The sequence below is a fragment of the Archangium lipolyticum genome (assembly GCF_024623785.1).
Taxonomy (GTDB): domain Bacteria; phylum Myxococcota; class Myxococcia; order Myxococcales; family Myxococcaceae; genus Archangium; species Archangium lipolyticum.
In genome coordinates, this window is the sequence record NZ_JANKBZ010000009.1 from 218,992 (window position 1) to 236,624 (window position 17,633).

General features: G+C 69.2%; 12 protein-coding genes. 9 read left to right on the forward strand and 3 right to left on the reverse strand.

The genetic code is table 11. The annotated features are described in order from the left end of the window. Positions 1-143 precede the first annotated feature (143 nt). From sthA to NR810_RS21285, 6 genes are all read left to right on the forward strand, one after another. Positions 144-1,541, forward strand: coding sequence for a Si-specific NAD(P)(+) transhydrogenase (gene sthA, locus NR810_RS21260; protein ID WP_257454992.1), 1,398 nt, complete (start codon positions 144-146; stop codon positions 1,539-1,541). Positions 1,542-1,689: 148 nt separating this feature from the next. Next, complete coding sequence (locus NR810_RS21265) at positions 1,690-2,253, forward strand: RNA polymerase sigma factor (RefSeq protein WP_257454995.1); 564 nt, start codon at positions 1,690-1,692, stop codon at positions 2,251-2,253. Positions 2,254-2,335: 82 nt separating this feature from the next. Then, positions 2,336-3,313: a hypothetical protein gene (locus NR810_RS21270; protein WP_257454997.1), complete on the forward strand. Its 978-nt coding sequence runs from the start codon at positions 2,336-2,338 to the stop codon at positions 3,311-3,313. A 161-nt stretch (positions 3,314-3,474) separates the two neighbouring features. Further along, the gene (locus NR810_RS21275) at positions 3,475-6,096 is read left to right on the forward strand and encodes a heavy metal translocating P-type ATPase (protein ID WP_257454999.1); all 2,622 of its coding nucleotides are present in this window, start codon (positions 3,475-3,477) and stop codon (positions 6,094-6,096) included. A gap of 130 nt (positions 6,097-6,226) precedes the next feature. Continuing rightward, positions 6,227-7,309, forward strand: a complete 1,083-nt coding sequence (locus NR810_RS21280) for an aromatic ring-hydroxylating oxygenase subunit alpha (protein WP_257455001.1) — start codon at positions 6,227-6,229, stop codon at positions 7,307-7,309. 121 nt (positions 7,310-7,430) lie between these two features. Continuing rightward, positions 7,431-8,036 carry a DUF2378 family protein gene (locus tag NR810_RS21285; protein ID WP_257455003.1) on the forward strand — a complete coding sequence of 202 codons (606 nt, stop codon included), beginning with the start codon at positions 7,431-7,433 and terminating at the stop codon, positions 8,034-8,036. Between the two features lie 7 nt (positions 8,037-8,043). On the opposite strand, the gene NR810_RS21290 is transcribed toward NR810_RS21285, so the two are convergent. The 3 genes from NR810_RS21290 to NR810_RS21300 all read right to left on the reverse strand — a co-directional run bounded on the left by NR810_RS21290 (position 8,044) and on the right by NR810_RS21300 (position 11,885). Beyond that, a complete protein-coding gene (locus tag NR810_RS21290) occupies positions 8,044-9,213 on the reverse strand; it encodes a zinc-dependent alcohol dehydrogenase (protein WP_257455005.1) in 1,170 nt (389 codons plus the stop codon). A 31-nt stretch (positions 9,214-9,244) separates the two neighbouring features. After that, a complete protein-coding gene (locus tag NR810_RS21295) occupies positions 9,245-10,033 on the reverse strand; it encodes an SRPBCC family protein (protein WP_257455007.1) in 789 nt (262 codons plus the stop codon). 178 nt (positions 10,034-10,211) lie between these two features. Then, positions 10,212-11,885, reverse strand: a complete 1,674-nt coding sequence (locus NR810_RS21300) for a PAS domain-containing protein (RefSeq protein ID WP_257455009.1) — start codon at positions 11,883-11,885, stop codon at positions 10,212-10,214. A 230-nt stretch (positions 11,886-12,115) separates the two neighbouring features. On the opposite strand from NR810_RS21300, the gene NR810_RS21305 reads away from it, so the two are divergent. Genes NR810_RS21305 through NR810_RS52825 form a run of 3 tightly spaced genes read left to right on the forward strand, consistent with a single transcriptional unit; the run spans position 12,116 to position 17,624 of the window. Beyond that, positions 12,116-16,492, forward strand: a complete 4,377-nt coding sequence (locus NR810_RS21305; RefSeq protein ID WP_257455011.1) for a DEAD/DEAH box helicase — start codon at positions 12,116-12,118, stop codon at positions 16,490-16,492. Positions 16,493-16,531: 39 nt separating this feature from the next. Further along, positions 16,532-17,440 (forward strand): hypothetical protein, encoded by a 909-nt coding sequence (locus NR810_RS21310; protein ID WP_257455012.1) that lies wholly within the window; start codon positions 16,532-16,534, stop codon positions 17,438-17,440. Continuing rightward, the gene (locus tag NR810_RS52825) at positions 17,370-17,624 is read left to right on the forward strand and encodes a hypothetical protein (RefSeq protein ID WP_407653817.1); all 255 of its coding nucleotides are present in this window, start codon (positions 17,370-17,372) and stop codon (positions 17,622-17,624) included. The genes NR810_RS21310 and NR810_RS52825 overlap by 71 nt, the downstream gene beginning before the upstream one ends. The last annotated feature ends 9 nt before the right edge of the window (positions 17,625-17,633 follow it).

Sequence of the window (17,633 nt, forward strand, 5' to 3'; positions counted from 1 at the left end):
GGAGGCCCTTGAGAAGGTGGGGCCCACCCCTGTCATGTTCCGTCGGCCCCCCGGATGCAAGGGGGACGGGCGGGGGGGCTTGGTCCCTCCCTTTTACCGGGTGATTTCTTTGCCGGATGCACGGGCTCGGGAAATATCCGGCCATGAGCGTGCGGCAATTCGACGTCGTGGTGATCGGCTCGGGCCCCGGTGGTGAGGGGGCCGCCATGAAGGCCGCGAAGTCTGGCAAGCGGGTGTGCGTGGTGGAGCAGCAGATGTTGGTGGGAGGCGCCTGCACCCACACCGCCACCATCCCCTCCAAGGCCCTTCGCCACGCCATCCAGCGGCTGGTGGACGTGCAGACCGACCACCCGGAGCTCCGCGTCGAGCTGGCCCACCGCTGGAAGTTCAAGGACATGATGCGGACGGCCTCGTCCGTGGTGTCCCGCCAGGTGCAGTTGCGGACCACCTTCTACGAGCGCAACCGGGTGGAGCTCGTGGTGGGGCGGGCGCGCTTCCGGGACGCCAACACGGTCGAGGTCAGCGAGCCTCGGGGCGCCAGTGAGCTGCTCTCCGCCAAGGCCTTCGTGCTGGCCACCGGCTCGCGGCCCTACCACCCGCCGGACCTGGACTTCCGCCACCCGCGCATCTTCGACTCGGACACCATCCTCAAGCTGCGCGAGACGCCGATGACGATGATCATCTACGGCGCGGGCGTCATCGGCTGCGAGTACGCCTCCATGTTTCGCATGCTGGGCGTGAAGGTGGACCTGGTGAACACGCGCGAGCGGCTCCTGTCCTTCCTGGACGATGAGATCTCTGACGCGCTCTCCTACCACCTGCGCGAGCAGGGCGTGCTCATCCGCCACCACGAGCAGATGGAGCGGGTGGAGGCTCGCGAGGAAGGCGTGGTGCTGCACCTCAAGAGCGGCAAGCGGCTCAAGGCGGACATCCTCCTGTGGGCCAACGGACGCACCGGCAACACCCAGGACCTGGGGCTCGAGGACCTGGGCATCCAGATGGACTCGCGCGGCAACGTGCAGGTGAACGACGCGTACCAGACGGTCGTTCCGCACATCTACGCCGTGGGAGACGTGGTGGGCATTCCGTCGCTGGCGAGCGCCTCGTACGACCAGGGCCGCTTCGCGGCCACGCACATCGTCGAGGGGCGGTTGGAGCACAAGCTGGTGAAGGACATGCCCACCGGCATCTACACCAGCCCGGAGATCAGCAGCCTGGGCCGCACCGAGCAGGAGCTCACGCGCGACGGCGTGCCCTACGAGGTGGGACACGCCTTCTTCAAGAGCCTGGCGCGCGCGCAGATTACCGGCCGCACGGTGGGGATGCTCAAGCTGCTCTTCCACCGCGAGACGCGGGAGATCCTCGGCATCCACTGTTTCGGGGACAACGCGTCGGAGATCATCCACATCGGCCAGGCCATCATGGCGCAGGAGGGGCCGGGCAACTCCATCGACTACTTCATCAACACCACCTTCAATTATCCCACCATGGCCGAGGCCTACCGGGTGGCCGCCCTCAACGGCCTCAACCGGCTGTTCTGACGGGGTTGAATCCCGCCGGGCCTCGGATATGGGACAGGACAGGGGCGCGAGGTGCGCTCCGGGTAGAAGCTCGAGGTACGGAATGCGGGACGGTGACGGATACCCTCACCCCGACCCTCTCCCGGAGGGAGAGGGAGGGGGAGGGGGGATGTTGAATCCAGGGGTCGTGGAGGCGCTGGTGGGAAATCACCGGCGCTTCTTGAGCTTCCTCGAGAGCCGGGTGGGCAGCCGGGCGCTCGCCGAGGAACTGCTGCAGTCCGCCTATGTGCGGACGCTGGAGAAGGGCGGTGACCTCCAGGAGGGCGAGGGGGCGGTGGCGTGGTTCTACCGGCTGCTGCGCAATGCGCTGGTGGACCACTACCGCCGGAACGCCGCCGAGGGCCGTGCGCTGGAGCGGGAGGCTCGCGAGGCCTCCGAGGTGGGTGAGGATCCGGAGCTGACGCAAACGGTTTGCGCGTGCATCCATGACCTGCTGCCCGCGCTGAAGCCCGAGTACGCCGAGATGGTGCGTCAGGTGGACCTCGAGGGGCGGAGCGTTCCCGAGGTGGCGCGGGAGTCGGGCATCACCGCGAACAACGCGGGGGTGCGGCTCCACCGGGCGCGCCAGGCACTGAAGAAGCAGTTGGAGCGGAGCTGCGGCACGTGCGCGGCGCACGGGTGCCTGGACTGCACCTGTGGAAGGCCGGGCGGGGGCTGCGAGACACCCGTCTGACGCAGTACCCTTCGAATGGCCGCGCTGGTGACGCTGAGCCTCTGCTGAAAGCGGCTACGTCCACCGACCTCGGAGTTGCTCTTTGTCCATCGACATCGTCGTCCCGGTTGCCCCCAAGGACGTCTCCAAGCTTCCGTCCTGTCTGCGGGGGATCGTCCGGCACTCCCGGACCGCCATCCGGAGGATCTACGTCCTCTCCGAGCAAGCCCCCGTTGTCGAGCCCCTGCCCGGTGGAATTCCGGTGCACCACGCTCCCGAGTCGTGGTTTCCCTTCACGAAGCAGGACATCAGCCGGGTCCTCGCGGCGCGCGGCTGCCCCTACCCCAGTGGCGGCTGGTACTACCAGCAGCTGCTCAAACTGTATGTCTTCCGGGCCATTCCAGGGCTCTTGCCCGAGGTGCTCATCCTGGACTCGGACTATGTCTTCCTCCAGGACGTGCCCTTTCTGAGCGAGGACGGGCGCGCTCTGTTGGCCATGGGTTACCCCTTTACGTGGCTGCTCGGCACCCGGCGGTACCCGTCCACGGTGGAGCATGTGCATGCGGAATTCGCCCGGAGGTTCGTCCCCGGCTGGAGCCACCAGCACCCGTTCAGTGGCATGCAGCACCACATGCTCTTCCAGGCGGACATCCTCGAGGAACTGCTCTCCCTCGCGGAGCGGGCGCATGGGCTGCCAGCCTGGCGGGCCTTCATGAAGCAGGTGTCGGTGGAGAAGTGGAACGCGGCCTCGGAGTATGTCCTCTACCACCACTTCGCCCTGGGCAGGCACCCCGAGCGCGTGGCGCTCCGGCACCTACGGGCCTCCGACATCATTCACGACGCTGACGACGCGCGAGGAGGCCAGGCGCACTTCGACCGCTTGATGGCGCGCGGAGACTTGCAGGCCGCGGGCTGCCACGCCTTCCTGGGTCTGCGCGAGCGCCTGGAGACGATGGACTACATTCCGCCGCGGTTGCGCACGCGAATGCTCGCCGCGGACTCGCTCGTCTACGCGCTGCATCTCGAAGAGGGGTTGCTTCAATTGGAGTGCGTGGGTGAGCTGGTTCGGCGCGTGGGGTAGAGGCAGGTCTCCTGGTTGGAGTACCTGGTGGCTGTCAGAGGCCCGCTTGGCGGGTTGAAAGCCCAGGTCACCTCCCGGACCGGAATCCGGGCGCGGAGCATGACCACTGTAAGAGTCTGGCGGGCGCTCCGTCAGCCCGGGTGAAAGGAGCAGTTCCTTCAATGGCCCACGAGCACACCCATTCGCACGACCCCCATGCCGCCCACTCGCACGGCCCGCCCCCCGAGGCCTCGGGCAAGGTGCTGGACCCGGTCTGCGGCATGACCGTCGACCCCGCGAACGCCAAGGGTGGCAGCCACGTCCACAAGGGCGCGACCTACCACTTCTGCAACCCGAAGTGCCGGGAGCGTTTCGCCGCCGAGCCCGAGAAGTACCTCCCGAAGGACCCGGTGTGCGGGATGTCGGTGAACCCGAACGCCCCCAAGGGCGGCACCCACGTCCACGAGGGGAAGACGTACTACTTCTGCAACCCGAAGTGCCGGGAGCGCTTCGCCGCCGAGCCCGTGAAGTTCCTCGAGGCGAAGGGGGAGCCGGAGCCGGTGGAGGCTCCGCCGGGCACGATGTGGATCTGCCCGATGGACCCCGAGGTCCGCCAGGACCACCCGGGCGCGTGCCCCAAGTGCGGCATGGCGCTGGAGCCGGAGCAGCCGGTGATGATGACGGCGCGCACCGAGTGGGTGTGCCCGATGCACCCGGAGGTGGTGCAGGACCATCCGGGCACCTGCCCCAAGTGCGGCATGGCGCTGGAGCCGCGCACGGTGCTGCCCGAGGAGCAACCGGACCCGGAGCTGCTGAGCATGACGCGGCGGTTCTGGGTGGGCGTGGTCCTCTCGTTGCCGCTGCTCTTCCTGGGCATGTCGGAGATGATTCCGGGCCAGCCGGTGCAGCGCGCCTTCGATGCGAGGCTGCTGGCGTGGGTGCAGTTCGCGCTGGCGACGCCGGTGGTGCTCTGGGGTGGCTGGCCCTTCTTCGAGCGTGGGTGGGCGTCGGTGAAGAACCGGCACCTCAACATGTTCACGCTCATCGCCATCGGGACGGGGGCGGCGTACCTCTTCAGCGTCTTCGCCACGGTGGCGCCGGGGCTGCTGCCGCATGCCTTCACGGGCCATGGCGGCGCGGCGCCCGTGTACTACGAGGCGGCGGCGACCATCACCACGCTGGTGCTGCTCGGACAGGTGCTGGAGCTGCGCGCCCGGCGTGCCACCTCGGGAGCGCTGCGCGCGTTGCTCAGCCTCGCCCCGGCGGTGGCCCGGCGCATCCACGCGGACGGCCGGGAGGAGGACGTCTCGCTGGAGCAGGTGAAGGTGGGGGACTCGCTGCGCGTGCGCCCCGGCGAGAAGGTGCCGGTGGACGGCGTGGTGCTGGAGGGCGAGAGCGCGGTGGACGAGTCCATGGTGACGGGTGAGTCCATCCCGGTGGAGAAGGTGCCCGGGGCGCGCGTCACCGGAGGCACGGTCAACGGGACGGGCAGCCTGGTGATGAAGGCCGAGCGGGTGGGGCGGGACACGCTGCTGTCGCGCATCGTGCAGCGGGTGGGCGAGGCCCAGCGCTCGCGTGCGCCGATTCAACGGCTGGCGGACAAGGTGGCCGGGGTGTTCGTGCCGGCGGTCATCGCGGTGTCGGTGGTGACGTTCCTCGTGTGGGCCTTCGTCGGCCCGGAGCCGCGGCTGGCGCACGCGCTGGTGAACGCGGTGGCGGTGCTCATCATCGCCTGCCCGTGCGCGCTGGGACTGGCGACGCCGATGTCGGTGGTGGTGGGGACGGGCAAGGGGGCCGGGGTGGGGGTGCTCATCCGGGACGCGGAGGCGCTGGAGCTGCTGGAGAAGGTGGACACGCTGGTGGTGGACAAGACGGGGACGCTGACGGAGGGCAAGCCGAAGCTGGTGTCGGTGGTGGCGGCGGAGGGCGTGGACGAGGCGCGGCTGCTGCGGCTGGCGGCGAGCCTGGAGCGGGGCAGCGAGCACCCGCTGGCGGCGGCGGTGGTGGCGGGGGCGGAGGAGCGCGGTGCGGTGCTGGTGGGGGCGCAGGGATTCCGCTCGGTGACGGGCAAGGGCGTGACGGGGCGGGTGGACGGTGCGGAGGTGGCGCTGGGCAACGTGGCGCTGTTCGAGTCGCTGGGGGTGGACGCTGGGGGGCTGCGGCCTCGGGCGGAGGAGCTGCGGCGCGAGGGGCAGACGGTGATGTACGTGGCGGTGGACGGGAAACCGGCGGGGTTGCTCGGGGTGGCGGACCCGGTGAAGAGCACCACGAAGGAGGCGCTGACCACGCTGCACCGGGAGGGAGTGCGGGTGGTGATGCTGACGGGGGACAGCCGCACGACGGCGGAGGCGGTGGCGCGCCAGCTGGGCATCGACGAGGTGGTGGCGGAGGTGCTGCCCGAGGGGAAGGGCGATGTGGTGAAGCGGCTTCAGGCCGAGGGCCGGACGGTGGCGATGGCGGGTGACGGGGTGAACGATGCACCGGCGCTGGCGCAGGCGGACGTGGGGATCGCGATGGGGACGGGGACGGACATCGCGATGGAGAGCGCGGCGGTGACGCTGGTGAAGGGGGACCTGAGGGGAATCGCGAGGGCGAGGAAGCTGAGCCGGGGGACGCTGGGGAACATCCGGCAGAACCTCTTCTTCGCCTTCATCTACAACACGATGGGAGTGCCGATCGCGGCGGGGGTGCTGTACCCGTTCTTCGGGCTGTTGCTGAGCCCGATGTTGGCGGCGGCGGCGATGAGTCTCTCGTCGGTGTCGGTGATCGGCAACGCGCTGCGCCTGCGCAAGCTGGACCTGTAGACCCACCCACCCCTCTCCCTCTGGGAGAGGGACGGGGTGAGGGTCTGCCGGCCCGCTCGCCCGTCCAGCCCGGACGTGAAGAGACCACGAGGAAGCGTGCACTCCTCGGGCGTCTCATTAGACTGAGCCCATGTTCTCTTCTCGTGAAGAAGGGCGCGCTTCCGGAGCGCCCTCGGGACTGGTCTCGGTGGTCCGGCTCCCGCAGAGCTGGTTCATCCTCTGCACCTCGCGCGAGCTGGGCCGCAAGCCGCTCGCGCGCATGCTGCAGGGCACGCCGCTGGTGCTCTTCCGGACCGAGACGGGCAAGCCGGCGGCGCTGGTGGATCGCTGCCCGCACCGCAACGTGCCGCTGTCGATGGGGCGCGTGGTGGGGGGCCAGTTGCAGTGCGGCTACCACGGCTGGCGCTTCGACGGAGCGGGCCAGTGCCGGGCCATTCCCGGCCTCATTGGCGAGCCCGGGGCGAAGTCCCGCTGCTCCACCTGGCACGCGACGCGAGAGCAGGAGGGCTTCGTCTGGGTGTACTCCACCCCTGGTGTCGAGCCCACGCACGAGCCCTACCGCTTCCCGCTGCTGGACGCCCACGGCTACAGCACGGTGCGCCGCACGCTGAGGGCGAAGGGCTCGCTGCATGCGTTGCTGGAGAACACGCTCGACGTGCCGCACACGGCCTTCCTGCACGGGGGCCTGTTCCGCACGGAGAAGAAGCGCGCCGAAATCGACGTCGTGGTGCGCCGGGGCGCGGACCGGGTGGAGGCCGAGTACATCGGCGAGCCGCGTCCGGAGGGAGTAGCGGGCAAGCTGCTGGCGCCTGGGGGCGGCGTGGTGCAGCACTTCGACCGCTTCCTGCTGCCGTCCATCGCGCAGGTGGAGTACCGCCTCGGGGACGACAGCCACCTGCTCGTCACCTCGGCGATGACGCCGGCGGACGACTGGGACACATGGGTGTACGCGGTCGTCACCTTCCGCATGCCCCTGCCGCACTGGCTGGTGAAGCCCTTCATCACGCCGGTGGCCCTGCACATCTTCGGGCAGGACGCGCGCATCCTCGAGCGCCAGACGGAGACCATCCGCCGCTTCGGCTCGGAGACGTTCGCCTCCACCGAGGTGGACGTGCTGGGCCCGCCCATCCTGCGCCTGCTGCGCCAGGCCGAGCGCGAGAAGGCGGCCACCTCGGCGGAGGTTCAGGAGACGCGGCTGAAGATGCAGGTGTGAACGAATCGGCTGCGCGGCAGCGGACAATCCGGGACCTTCGGGGCTCGCGGAGTTTCCACCAGCGCACACAGGGGGGGGAGGGGGGTGGCCGGAAGACGGAGGGCATTGTCACCCTTCCGCCATGCCCTCCTCAGTGCTGGCCAATGAGAAACTGCTCTTCGCCCAGTCCGTGGATGCCCTCTTCGTGCGAGCCCTGGGGCCGCACCTGACGCGGGAGGGTCGGCGCCGGTTGAAGGAGCTGGGCCTGGACCTGAACGAGCCGCTGCGGCCGGCCTACCCGCTGGAGCAGTGGAAGTCCTTCCTGCGCGTGGCGGCGAGCGACGTGTTCCCGGCGGCCTCGCCGCGGGAGGCGTGGTTCAACCTGGGCGAGCGCTACCTGCAGGGCTACCGGCAGACGGCGCAGGGGCGGGCGAGCATGGCGCTCGTGACGCGGCTGGGGCCGCGGCCCACGCTGGAGCGCGTGCCGCACAACGTGCGCGCGGGCAACAACTTCAACGAGGTGCGGGTGGAGGAACTGGGCACCCACGCGGCCACGCTGTGGATGAAGGACGTGACCGCGGACAATCCCTTCTTCGCCTGTGGCTTCCTCTCCGAGACGCTGCGCTCGGCGGGAGCGGGTGACATCTCGGTGGACCCGGTGGCCTTCGACGGCACGGCGGCCACCTTCCGCCTCACGTGGACCCACGCGGCCACCCGTGCGGCGGCCGTGGGGCTGACGCGGCGCTGAGACCGGCCTACGCGGTGAGGACCACGCGCAGGCAGTGGTCCTTCTTCTTCTTGAACATGTCGTACGCCCGGGGGGCCTCGTCGAGCGCCATCCGGTGCGTGGCCACGAAGGAGGGGTCCACCTCGCCGCGTTCCACGTGGCCGATGAGCCGGTCCAGGTAGCGCTGGGCATGCATCTGCCCCATGCGCAGCGTGAGGCCCTTGTTCATCGCCGCGCCCATGGGGAACTTGTCCACCAGGGCGCCGTACACGCCCATGATGGAGACGATGCCACCCTTGCGGCAGGCCTGGATGGCCTCGCGCAGCACGTAGGGGCGCTCCGTCTCCAGCCGCATGGCCTGCTTCACCCGGTCATAGGCGCCCTCGTACCCGACCTCGTGGGCCTCCATGCCCACCGCGTCGATGCACGCATCCGGGCCCTGGCCGCCGGTGAGCTCCTTGAGGGCCTCGGGGATGTTGACCTTGGTGTAGTCGAGCACCTCGGCCTGGCAGTGCTCGCGCGCCACGGCGAGCCGGTCCGGCAGCCGGTCGATGGCGATGACGCGCCCGGCACCCAGCAGCCAGGCGCTCTTCATGGCGAAGAGGCCCACCGCGCCGCAGCCCCACACGGCCACGGTGTCGCCGTGCTGGATGTTGCAGAGGTCGGCACCCATGAAGCCGGTGGGGAAGGCATCGGAGATGAAGAGGGCCTGCTCGTCGCTGAGCCCGTCCGGCACCTTGCGAGGCCCCACGTCGGCGAAGGGCACGCGGATGTACTCGGCGTGGCTGCCCGCGTAGCCGCCCATGAGGTGCGAGTAGCCGAAGATGCCGCACGTGGCGTGCCCCCACATCTTCTCCGCCATGGCTGGCTTGGGGTTGGAGTTGTCACAGAGGGAGAACTGGCCCTTCTTGCACCAGGCGCAGTCACCACAGCTGATGACCGAGGGGACGATGACGCGGTCTCCCGGCTTGAGGTGCTTCACCTTGCTGCCGACCTCGACGATCTCCCCCATGAACTCATGGCCGAGGATGTCGCCCTTGAGCACCGAGGGGATGTAGCCGTCGTAGAGGTGCAGGTCGGAGCCGCAGATGGTGGTGGCCCGCACCTTCACGATGGCGTCCCGAGGATTGAGGAGCGAGGGATCTGGGACCGTCTCCACCCGCACGTCGTTCACACCCGTCCAGCACACGGCCTTCATGGTTCTTCCTCCATCCTCTTGGTGCGTGTCCTCAGGAGCGCGGCGCCAGCGTCCGGCCCAACCCGGAGCGGTGGCCGTGGGGCTGGGAGTCGACGGTGGCCACCTCGCCCGTCTCCATCAGCTGCTTGAACTGACGCAGACCTCGGGAGAGATGCTGCTTGGGCTCATCGCCGAGCAGCTTCGCCACCACCGCGGCCGCCCGGCCTCCGGGCACGTGGTAGCGCAGCTCGAGGTGCACCACGGTGCCACGGCCGGCCGGTGCGTCCTCGAAGCGGACGGTGCCGGTGTGTTGAATCACGGAGCCGGGCATGGTGCGCCAGACGATGCGCTCGCCGGGCCGGTCCTCCGTCACGCGGGACTCCCACTCGACGACGGAGCCCGCGGGCCCCTGGTACACCCAGTGACTCTTGTCGTTCTCCAGGTTCCGCACGGAGAGCAGGTGGGGGATGAAGCGCGGGTGCTTCTCGAAGTCGCGCCACGCCTGGTACAGCTCCTGGCGGGGCTTGAGGATGGTGGTGCTCAGCTCGAAGGCGACACCCGGCTTCTCGCCCGGCACCTCCGTCATGCCCATGAGGGCGAGCGCGCGGCTGCGTCCCGTCAGTCCCCGGTGCACGAGCGAGCCGCCCACCACGGCGAGGAGGATGGCCGGCACGGTGCGGCGCCGCAGCCCATAGCCCACACAGCCGAGTCCCACGACGAGGGAGATGAGCCGCTCTCCGGGGCTGACGTTCACCCCCTTGGTGCCGTGTTGGAGCGAGGGGTCGAGCTGGGGCTTGTGGGCCCCCCGGGTCGAAATCAGTTCGCTTTCCTGCAGCATCATCCGGGCGTTCCTCCTACATGCGGTGCAGGAAGCTCTACATGCTCGTGGATGGGACCCACTGCCCCGCTGGACGAGATGGGTGTTCACTGTCATCGGGTTGCGCATGCTCCCTCTCCCCCTGGGAGAGGGCGGGGGGTGAGGGTCGTGGGCTCGGTGCCCCGATAGCCGAGCGACCTGACTAGCCGTCACCCTGTGCGGCGCTGCCGATCAACCCCACCGCGTTCCGCTCGCCGCGTTCTGCCTCGGAAACCTGCTCTTGCAGCACGAGACTGGTCCGTTGTCCGTGGAGGGCAGGCTCACCCATCGCCACGCGCGAGACATTCCGGGGGCGGCGGAGGCCCGAGGGCGCGGGAGCCACGTCCGCGCGAGGATCCACCTCGACGCTCAAGGCGGGAGTCCGCCCCGACAGGTCCTCCAGCACACCCAGCACGCGGAGCTGCCCCTGGGCGTCGGCACTCGCCCGGGTCCGGAGTGAGTGCCGCCGTTCGGAGCCATCTGGTGCCAGCACCCGGTACGTCAGGGACACCTCCCCCAAACCCGTGGCGCAGCGCGCGAGGGCCTCGGACACCCCCGGCTGGTCGTCCGGGTGGACGCGGGAGAGGAAGGACTCCATCGGCTCCTCTGGGGCGAGCGACTTGAGCGCGAAGGAAGCGGCGGCTCCACGTTCCCAGCGCAGGCGCCGCTCCGGCAGCCGCAGGTCCCACAGCGTCAGCGACGCGGCCGACAGCGCCTCCAGCACGCGCGCCTCGTTCTGCCGCAGCGCCTCCTCGAGCAGCTTCAGGTCCGTGATGTCGCGCGAGATGCCGAAGAGGCCGAACACCACACCGGCCTCGTCGCGCAGTACGCCCTTGGTGGACAACCACACCCGCTTGACCGGCCCGGGCTCCGAATCCGACTCCTCGTAGGTGAAGGTCTGCCGGAAGGCGAGCACCTCGCGGTCATGGGAGAGGGTTGCGCGGGCCGCCTCGGGCGACCACAGCTCGGCGTCGGTGCGGCCGATGATGGCCTCGGCGGGCTTGCCGATGAGCCGGGCCCCGGCGGTGTTGATGCGGGTGTACCGGCCCTGGAGGTCCTTGGTGTAGATGGCGTCCGTGGCGCCCTGCAGCACCGCGTTGAAGAGGGCGCTGGCGCGCCGGGCGGCATCCGAGGTCCGGTGGTGCGAGGTGACGTCGCGCAGGTAGACGAGCACCCCGCTGTCCGAGGGCACCGCCGTCACCTCCAGGTGGAGGCCGTTGAAGCGCTCCTCGAAGTCCACGGGGGCGCCCGTGGCCAGCGCGCGCTGCACCTGGGAGCGCAGCATCGAGCCGGGCTCCTCGGCGTACTCCTGCCAGAGGTTGCGGCCCACGAGGAGCTGGCGCCGCTTGCCCAGCAGCCGCTCCGCGGCCCGGTTGACGTAGACGAAGCGGCACTGCCGGTCGAAGGCGAGGAACGGGTCCGGCATGCACTCCATGAAGGAGAGCACCTTCTCCTCGAAGGCGGCGGTCTCGCTCACGAAGCGCTCGGTGTCCGTCACGTCCGACAGCCACACCGCCAGCAGTCCTTCCTCCACGCGCGCGGCCCGGGCCATCACCCGGCGCGCGTCCAGACCCCGGCCCAGCGCGAGCAGGTGCGTGCCCGTCACGCCCGTGGCGAGCACCTGGCCCCAGGTCTTCACCGCCTCGACGAGCTCCGGCCGCCGTGCCAGCAACCGCCGGCCGATCAGGTTCTCCTCGAGCAGCGCCTCGGAGGCCGGGTTCGCGTACTCGCAGAGGAAGTCCTCGGGAGCGCCCTCCACGCCGCCTTCCGGGCGAAGGGCGAGGAACCCATCCGGGTTGATCGCCTCGATGGCGTAGCGGCTGCTGGGGGGAAACATGGGGGACTCCTCACCCTGGGAAGTAAGCACGGGCTCTCCTGGCCGCTGGCGGAGTGGGTCGGGTTCGGGGTCCCGAGTGGGGAAGAGGAGACAGTCCCATGTCGGCGCTTGTGCAGTGCTGTACGTGTGCCCTGTCTTCACGCGAGGTCCGTGCAGTGACGCTGGACGAGCAGGCGGGCGGATGCGTTGACGCTCCTCCTAAACCGGTGTTCAGTCTGAGGGAGAGCGCCATGGCCCCTCAGATTGCCCTCGATTTCGCCGAGTCCCAGGCCGCCCATCCGGCCCTCGAGTCGTTCCACCCGGTGGTGCGGCGGTGGTTCGCCGAGCGGCTGGGCGAGCCCTCGCGTCCCCAGGTGGAGGGCTGGCCCCTCATCCAAGCGCAGCACGACGTGCTGATCGCCGCGCCCACGGGCAGCGGCAAGACGCTCACGGCCTTCCTCGCCGCGTTGGACCGGCTCTTCCGCCTGGCCATGGAGGGGCGGCTGCCGGATCAGACGCAGGTGCTGTACGTGTCGCCGCTGAAGGCGCTGGGCAACGACGTGCAGAAGAACCTGCTCCAGCCGTTGGAGGAACTGCTCCAGCGGGCGCGTGCGGCGGGCTACACGCCCCAGGAACTGCGGGTGCAGGTGCGCACGGGGGACACGTCCGCGTCCGAGCGCTCGCAGATGGTGCGCCGGCCGCCGCACATCCTCATCACCACGCCGGAGTCGCTCTACCTCTACCTCACGGCGGACCGGGCGCGGGCGACGCTGCGCGCGGTGCGCACGGTCATCGTGGACGAAATCCACGCGCTGGCGCGGGACAAGCGGGGCAGCCACTTCGCGCTGTCGTTGGAGCGGTTGAAGGCGATCACCGAGGTGCGGCCGCAGCTCATCGGGCTGTCGGCGACGCAGAAGCCGCTGGAGGCGATCGCGGGCTTCCTCACGGGAGAGAAGGCGGGGGAGTGCCGGGTAGTGCAGGTGGGGCACCAGCGGCCGTGGGACTTGAGGGTGGAGATACCGGACGCGGAGCTGGGCTCGCTGGCCACGAACGAGATGTGGGGCCAGGTGTATGACCGGCTGGTGCAGCTTGCGGGGGAGCACCGGACGACGCTCGTCTTCGTGAACACGCGGAAGATGGCGGAGCGGGTGGCGCACGACCTGGGGGAGCGGCTGGGGCCGGACAAGGTGGCGGCGCACCACGGCAGCATGTCGAGGGAGATGCGGCTGTCGGCGGAGGAGCGGCTGAAGGGGGGGCAGCTGTCGGTGATGGTGGCGACGGCGTCGCTCGAGCTGGGCATCGACGTGGGGAACGTGGACCTGGTGGTGCAGCTGGGGACGACGCGGTCCATCGCGGTGCTGTTGCAGCGGGTGGGACGAGCGGGCCACTACAAGGGAGGAATCTCGAAGGGAATCCTCATCGCGATGACGCGCGACGAGCTGATGGAGTGCGTCGGGCTGTTGAACGCAGTGCGCGAGGGGGACCTCGACGCGGTGCGGATGCCGGAGAAGCCGCTGGACGTGCTGGCGCAGCAGGTGGTGGCGGCGTGCGCGTGCGAGGAGTGGGACGAGCGGGCGCTCTACAGCCTGTTCCGGAGGGCATACCCGTACCGGGACCTGACGTACGAGGAGTACGAGAAGGTGCTGGAGACGCTGTCGGAGGGCGTGTCGTTGCGGCGGGGTCGTGCGGGGGTGCACCTGCACCGGGACCGGGTGAACCAGCGGCTGAAGGCACGGAGGGGCGTGAGGATTACCGCGCTGACGAACGGTGGAGCGATTCCAGACACGTTCACGTTCAACGTGGTGGCGCAGCCCGAGGGGAAGGTGGTGGGGACGCTGGACGAGGACTTCGCGGTGGAGTCGACGCCCGGGGACATCTTCCTGCTGGGGACGACGGCGTGGAGGATCCAGCGGGTGATGGGGGCGTCGGTGATGGTGGAGAACGCGCACGGGCAGCCGCCGACGGTGCCCTTCTGGCGGGGCGAGGCGCCTGGGCGCACGGACGAGCTGAGCGCGCACGTGGGCCGGCTGCGCGAGGAGCTGCTGGCGCGTACGGACGCGGCGGTGTTCCTGGAGAAGGAGCTGAAGGTGCCGCCCGCGGCGGTGGACGCGCTGCTGGCGTACCTGAGAGCGGGGCAGCAGGTGCTGGGCACGGTGCCGAGCCACACCACGGTTGTGGCCGAGCGCTTCTTCGACGAGGCGGGGGGGATGCAGCTCATCCTGCACGCGCCCTTTGGGAGCCGGATCAACCGGGCGTGGGGCCTGGCGCTGCGCAAGCGCTTCTGCCGCACCTTCGACTTCGAGCTGCAGGCGGCGGCGACGGAGGATGGCCTGCTGCTGTCCCTGGGTGAGCAGCACTCCTTCCCATTGGAGGACATCTTCCAGTTCCTGAATCCGGAGAACGTGGAGGAGGTGCTGGTGCAGGCGGTGTTGCAGGTGCCGCTGTTCGGGACGCGCTTCCGGTGGAACGCGACGCGGGCGTTGTCGCTGTCGCGCTTCTCGGGAGGGAAGCGGGTGGCGCCGAACCTCCAGAGGGCGAGGAGCGAGGACCTGCTGGCGGCGGTGTTCCCGGCGCAGGTGGGGTGCCAGGACAACCACGGGGGAGCGGACGTCGAGCTGCCGGACCATCCATTGGTGAAGCAGACGATGGAGGACTGCCTGCGCGAGGCCATGGACATCGAGGGCCTGCGCGAGGTGCTGAGGAGGATGAAGGACGGGCGCATCAAGCTGGTGGCGAGGGACGTGCCGGAGCCGAGCGTGTTCGCTCACCAGATGGTGAACAGCCAGCCGTACACGTTCCTGGACGACGCACCGGCGGAGGAGAGGCGGGTGCGCAACGTGGTGCTGAGGCGCACACTGCCGGCGGAGGACGCGGCGTCGTTCGGGGCACTGGATGCGGACGCCATCGAGCAGGTGGTGAGGGACGCGGCGCCGCCGCTGCGGGACGAGGACGAGTTGCACGACGCGCTGCTGCAACTGGTGCTGATGCCAGAGGAGCAGGTGCCACAGCGCTTCGTTTCGAGCCTGATGGCGCAGCGCCGGGTGGCGTGGCTGGAGACAGGCGAGAAAAGGTTCCTCATTCCGGCGGAGCGACAGGGAACGATCCGGGCGTTGTTCCCCGGGGTAGCGCTGCAACCGGAGCTGCAACCCCTACCGGGAGACAAACCGGTGGATCGGGAAGCGGCGGTGGCGCAGGTGGTGCGAGGGTGGATGGAGCAACTGGGGCCGACGACGGCGAGGGAGCTCGCGGAACAGACGGCGTTGGACGAGTCCGAAATCAACCTGACGTTGCACCAGCTGGAGGCAACGGGAGGAATCCTGAGAGGCCGATTCCGTCCCTCGAGTATGACCCTCTCCCCCTGGGAGAGGGACGGGGTGAGGGTATCGGAGACCTCGGATTCCCCCTCGACCGTGGTGGAGTGGTGCGACCGTCGCCTCCTACAACGAATCCACCGGCTCACGGTGGGGCGCCTGCGCAAGGAGATCGAACCACTCAGTGCACAGGACTTCATGCGCTTCCTCTTCCGGTGGCACCACCTGGAGGAGGTGGACGCCCTTCGAGGCTCCACGGGCCTGGCGAAGGCGATCAGCCTGCTGCAGGGCTACGAGGCACCGGCATCCGCGTGGGAGCGCTACCTGCTACCGGCGCGGATGAAGGGCTACCTGGGGGACCTGCTGGAGCGGGCCTGTTACTCGGGAGAAGTAGCCTGGGGCCGACTGACGATGAAGGATGCGAAGCCCGCGCCGGGCCCGCGCCGGGGAGCGCCCGCGACGCCACCCGAGCCCGAGGCGCCCCGGTCTCGAGCGGCGACACCGAACCGGAACGCGAGCCTCACGTTCGTGAAGCGCGAGGACATGGACTGGATGCTGTCGGCGGCTCGTCCGAACGCGGTGCTGGCGGACGGAGGGGTCTGGGTGCCACCGGACCTGTCTGGACCAGCGAAGGACGTGGTGGCGGTGTTGGAGCAGCGGGGCGCGTGCTTCTTCAACGACCTGTGCTCGCGCTCGCGGCGGCTGCCGGCGGAAGTAGAGGACGCACTGTGGGAGCTGGTGGCGCGGGGCCTCGTGACGGCGGACGCGGTGCAGAACCTGCGAGTGCTGCAGAGCCCGGCGCAGCGCAAGCGCCAGAAACTCCTGCAGCGAGGCGGTCCAGGCCGCTGGAGCCTGCTGGTGCCGTCGGAGCCGAAGCCGGAGGACGAGGTGCGGGACGCACTCGCGCGACTCTTCCTGCAACGCTACGGCATCGTCTGGCGGGACCTGGTGATGCGCGAGTCGTTGGCGCCCTCGTGGCGCGAGTTGCTGTACGTGTACCGGCGGATGGAGGCGCGAGGGGAGATCCGGGGAGGCCGCTTCGTGGCGGGCTTCGTGGGGGAGCAGTTCGCGCTACCGGAGGCGGTGGACGTGGCGCGAGCGGTGCGAAGGCAGAGCCCTTCGGGAGTGCGAGTACAACTCTCGGCGGTGGACCCACTCAACCTCACGGGAGTGGTGACACCGGGCCCGCGAGTGCCCGCGACGGTGGGCAACATCGTCACCTACGTGGACGGTGTACCCCAGGGCTTCGACGCACAGGGAGACGAAGAAGAAGGGGAGGGCGAGGACAGCTCTGGAGAGGTGGCACAGGTCAGCTAACATCGAGCGCTCCTGTCGTTCGGCCGGAGGATGCTCTGCGTGAAGGGCCTTGCCTTTTGTTTGACCCTGCTGCTGGCGTTCTCCGCCTCCGCCAACTCCCTTGAGGATGCCCTGTGCAGGACGACGTCCCTGTCCGTGGCACGGATGGAGAACTCGGAGAAGCTGTGTCGCTCGTTCTCGCGGGCCCTCGCGAAGCTACCGGCGACGATGACGGATGACGCCAAGGCCCTACTTACCCCCGAGAACCTTGCTCTCATGGGGACCCTGACGGTTGCATGGATCGGGTCTCAAGGTGTTCCGGTCGTTGGCGAAGTGGTGGACGCCGCGCTGCTCGCACTCGGTGTGACGCTCCTGGCTGGGCAAGCAGTAGAGCTCACACAGTTCCTGTGGACCTACGTGAACCGGGCCATGACAGCCAGGGACGCGGCTGCTCTCGACGAAGCAGCCACATACCTGGCGCGAGCCCTCTCGTTGGTGGGCATCAACGTCGTGGCCTTCATCCTGACGAAGAAAGCCATGGCGAAGGCGCCCCGGGGACCACCGCCGCCGCCCGGGGAATTCGCATTGCCTCAAGGGGTCCGCATTGCCGCGGGGTCGATGGAGCGGGCACCCTCTTCGGCGAGCGCTCCCGCGGTCCTGATGGCGGGAGGGGCGGGTAGCGGGCGTGAGCCCCCCGAGCGCGAGGGCCGCCCACCCAAGAAGCCGGACCCCACTGCCTTCGACAAGTGGATCCAGCAAGCCGAGCGAAAGCCGGCCTTCGAAGAGCCGGGAGCAGCTTCTGACTTCCAAAAGAAGCACGCGGGAACGCAGGAGATTCTGGTCGAAGGGGGGAGGAAAGCAGATCTGGGCGGACGGCGCTCGTGTCAGCGATGCGCACCTGCTCGAGACCAAGTACATCGAAAAGCCTGGGATGAGCCCCTTCATCGAAGGATCTGCATGCAACGATGACATCAGGCAGATCATCCGAACAAAGCAGGAGAAGGAGTTCGGACGGTATGCCGCGGTCATCTTGGACCCTGCTACTCCCGCCGTAGGGCTCGAAGTGATTGTCAATGATGCCCGTGCTCTCCCTTTCTTTCGGGAGTTGATGAGCGAGCTTGGGATTCCAGGCAGAGTCGTGGTCAAGCAGTGACCAGGAGAT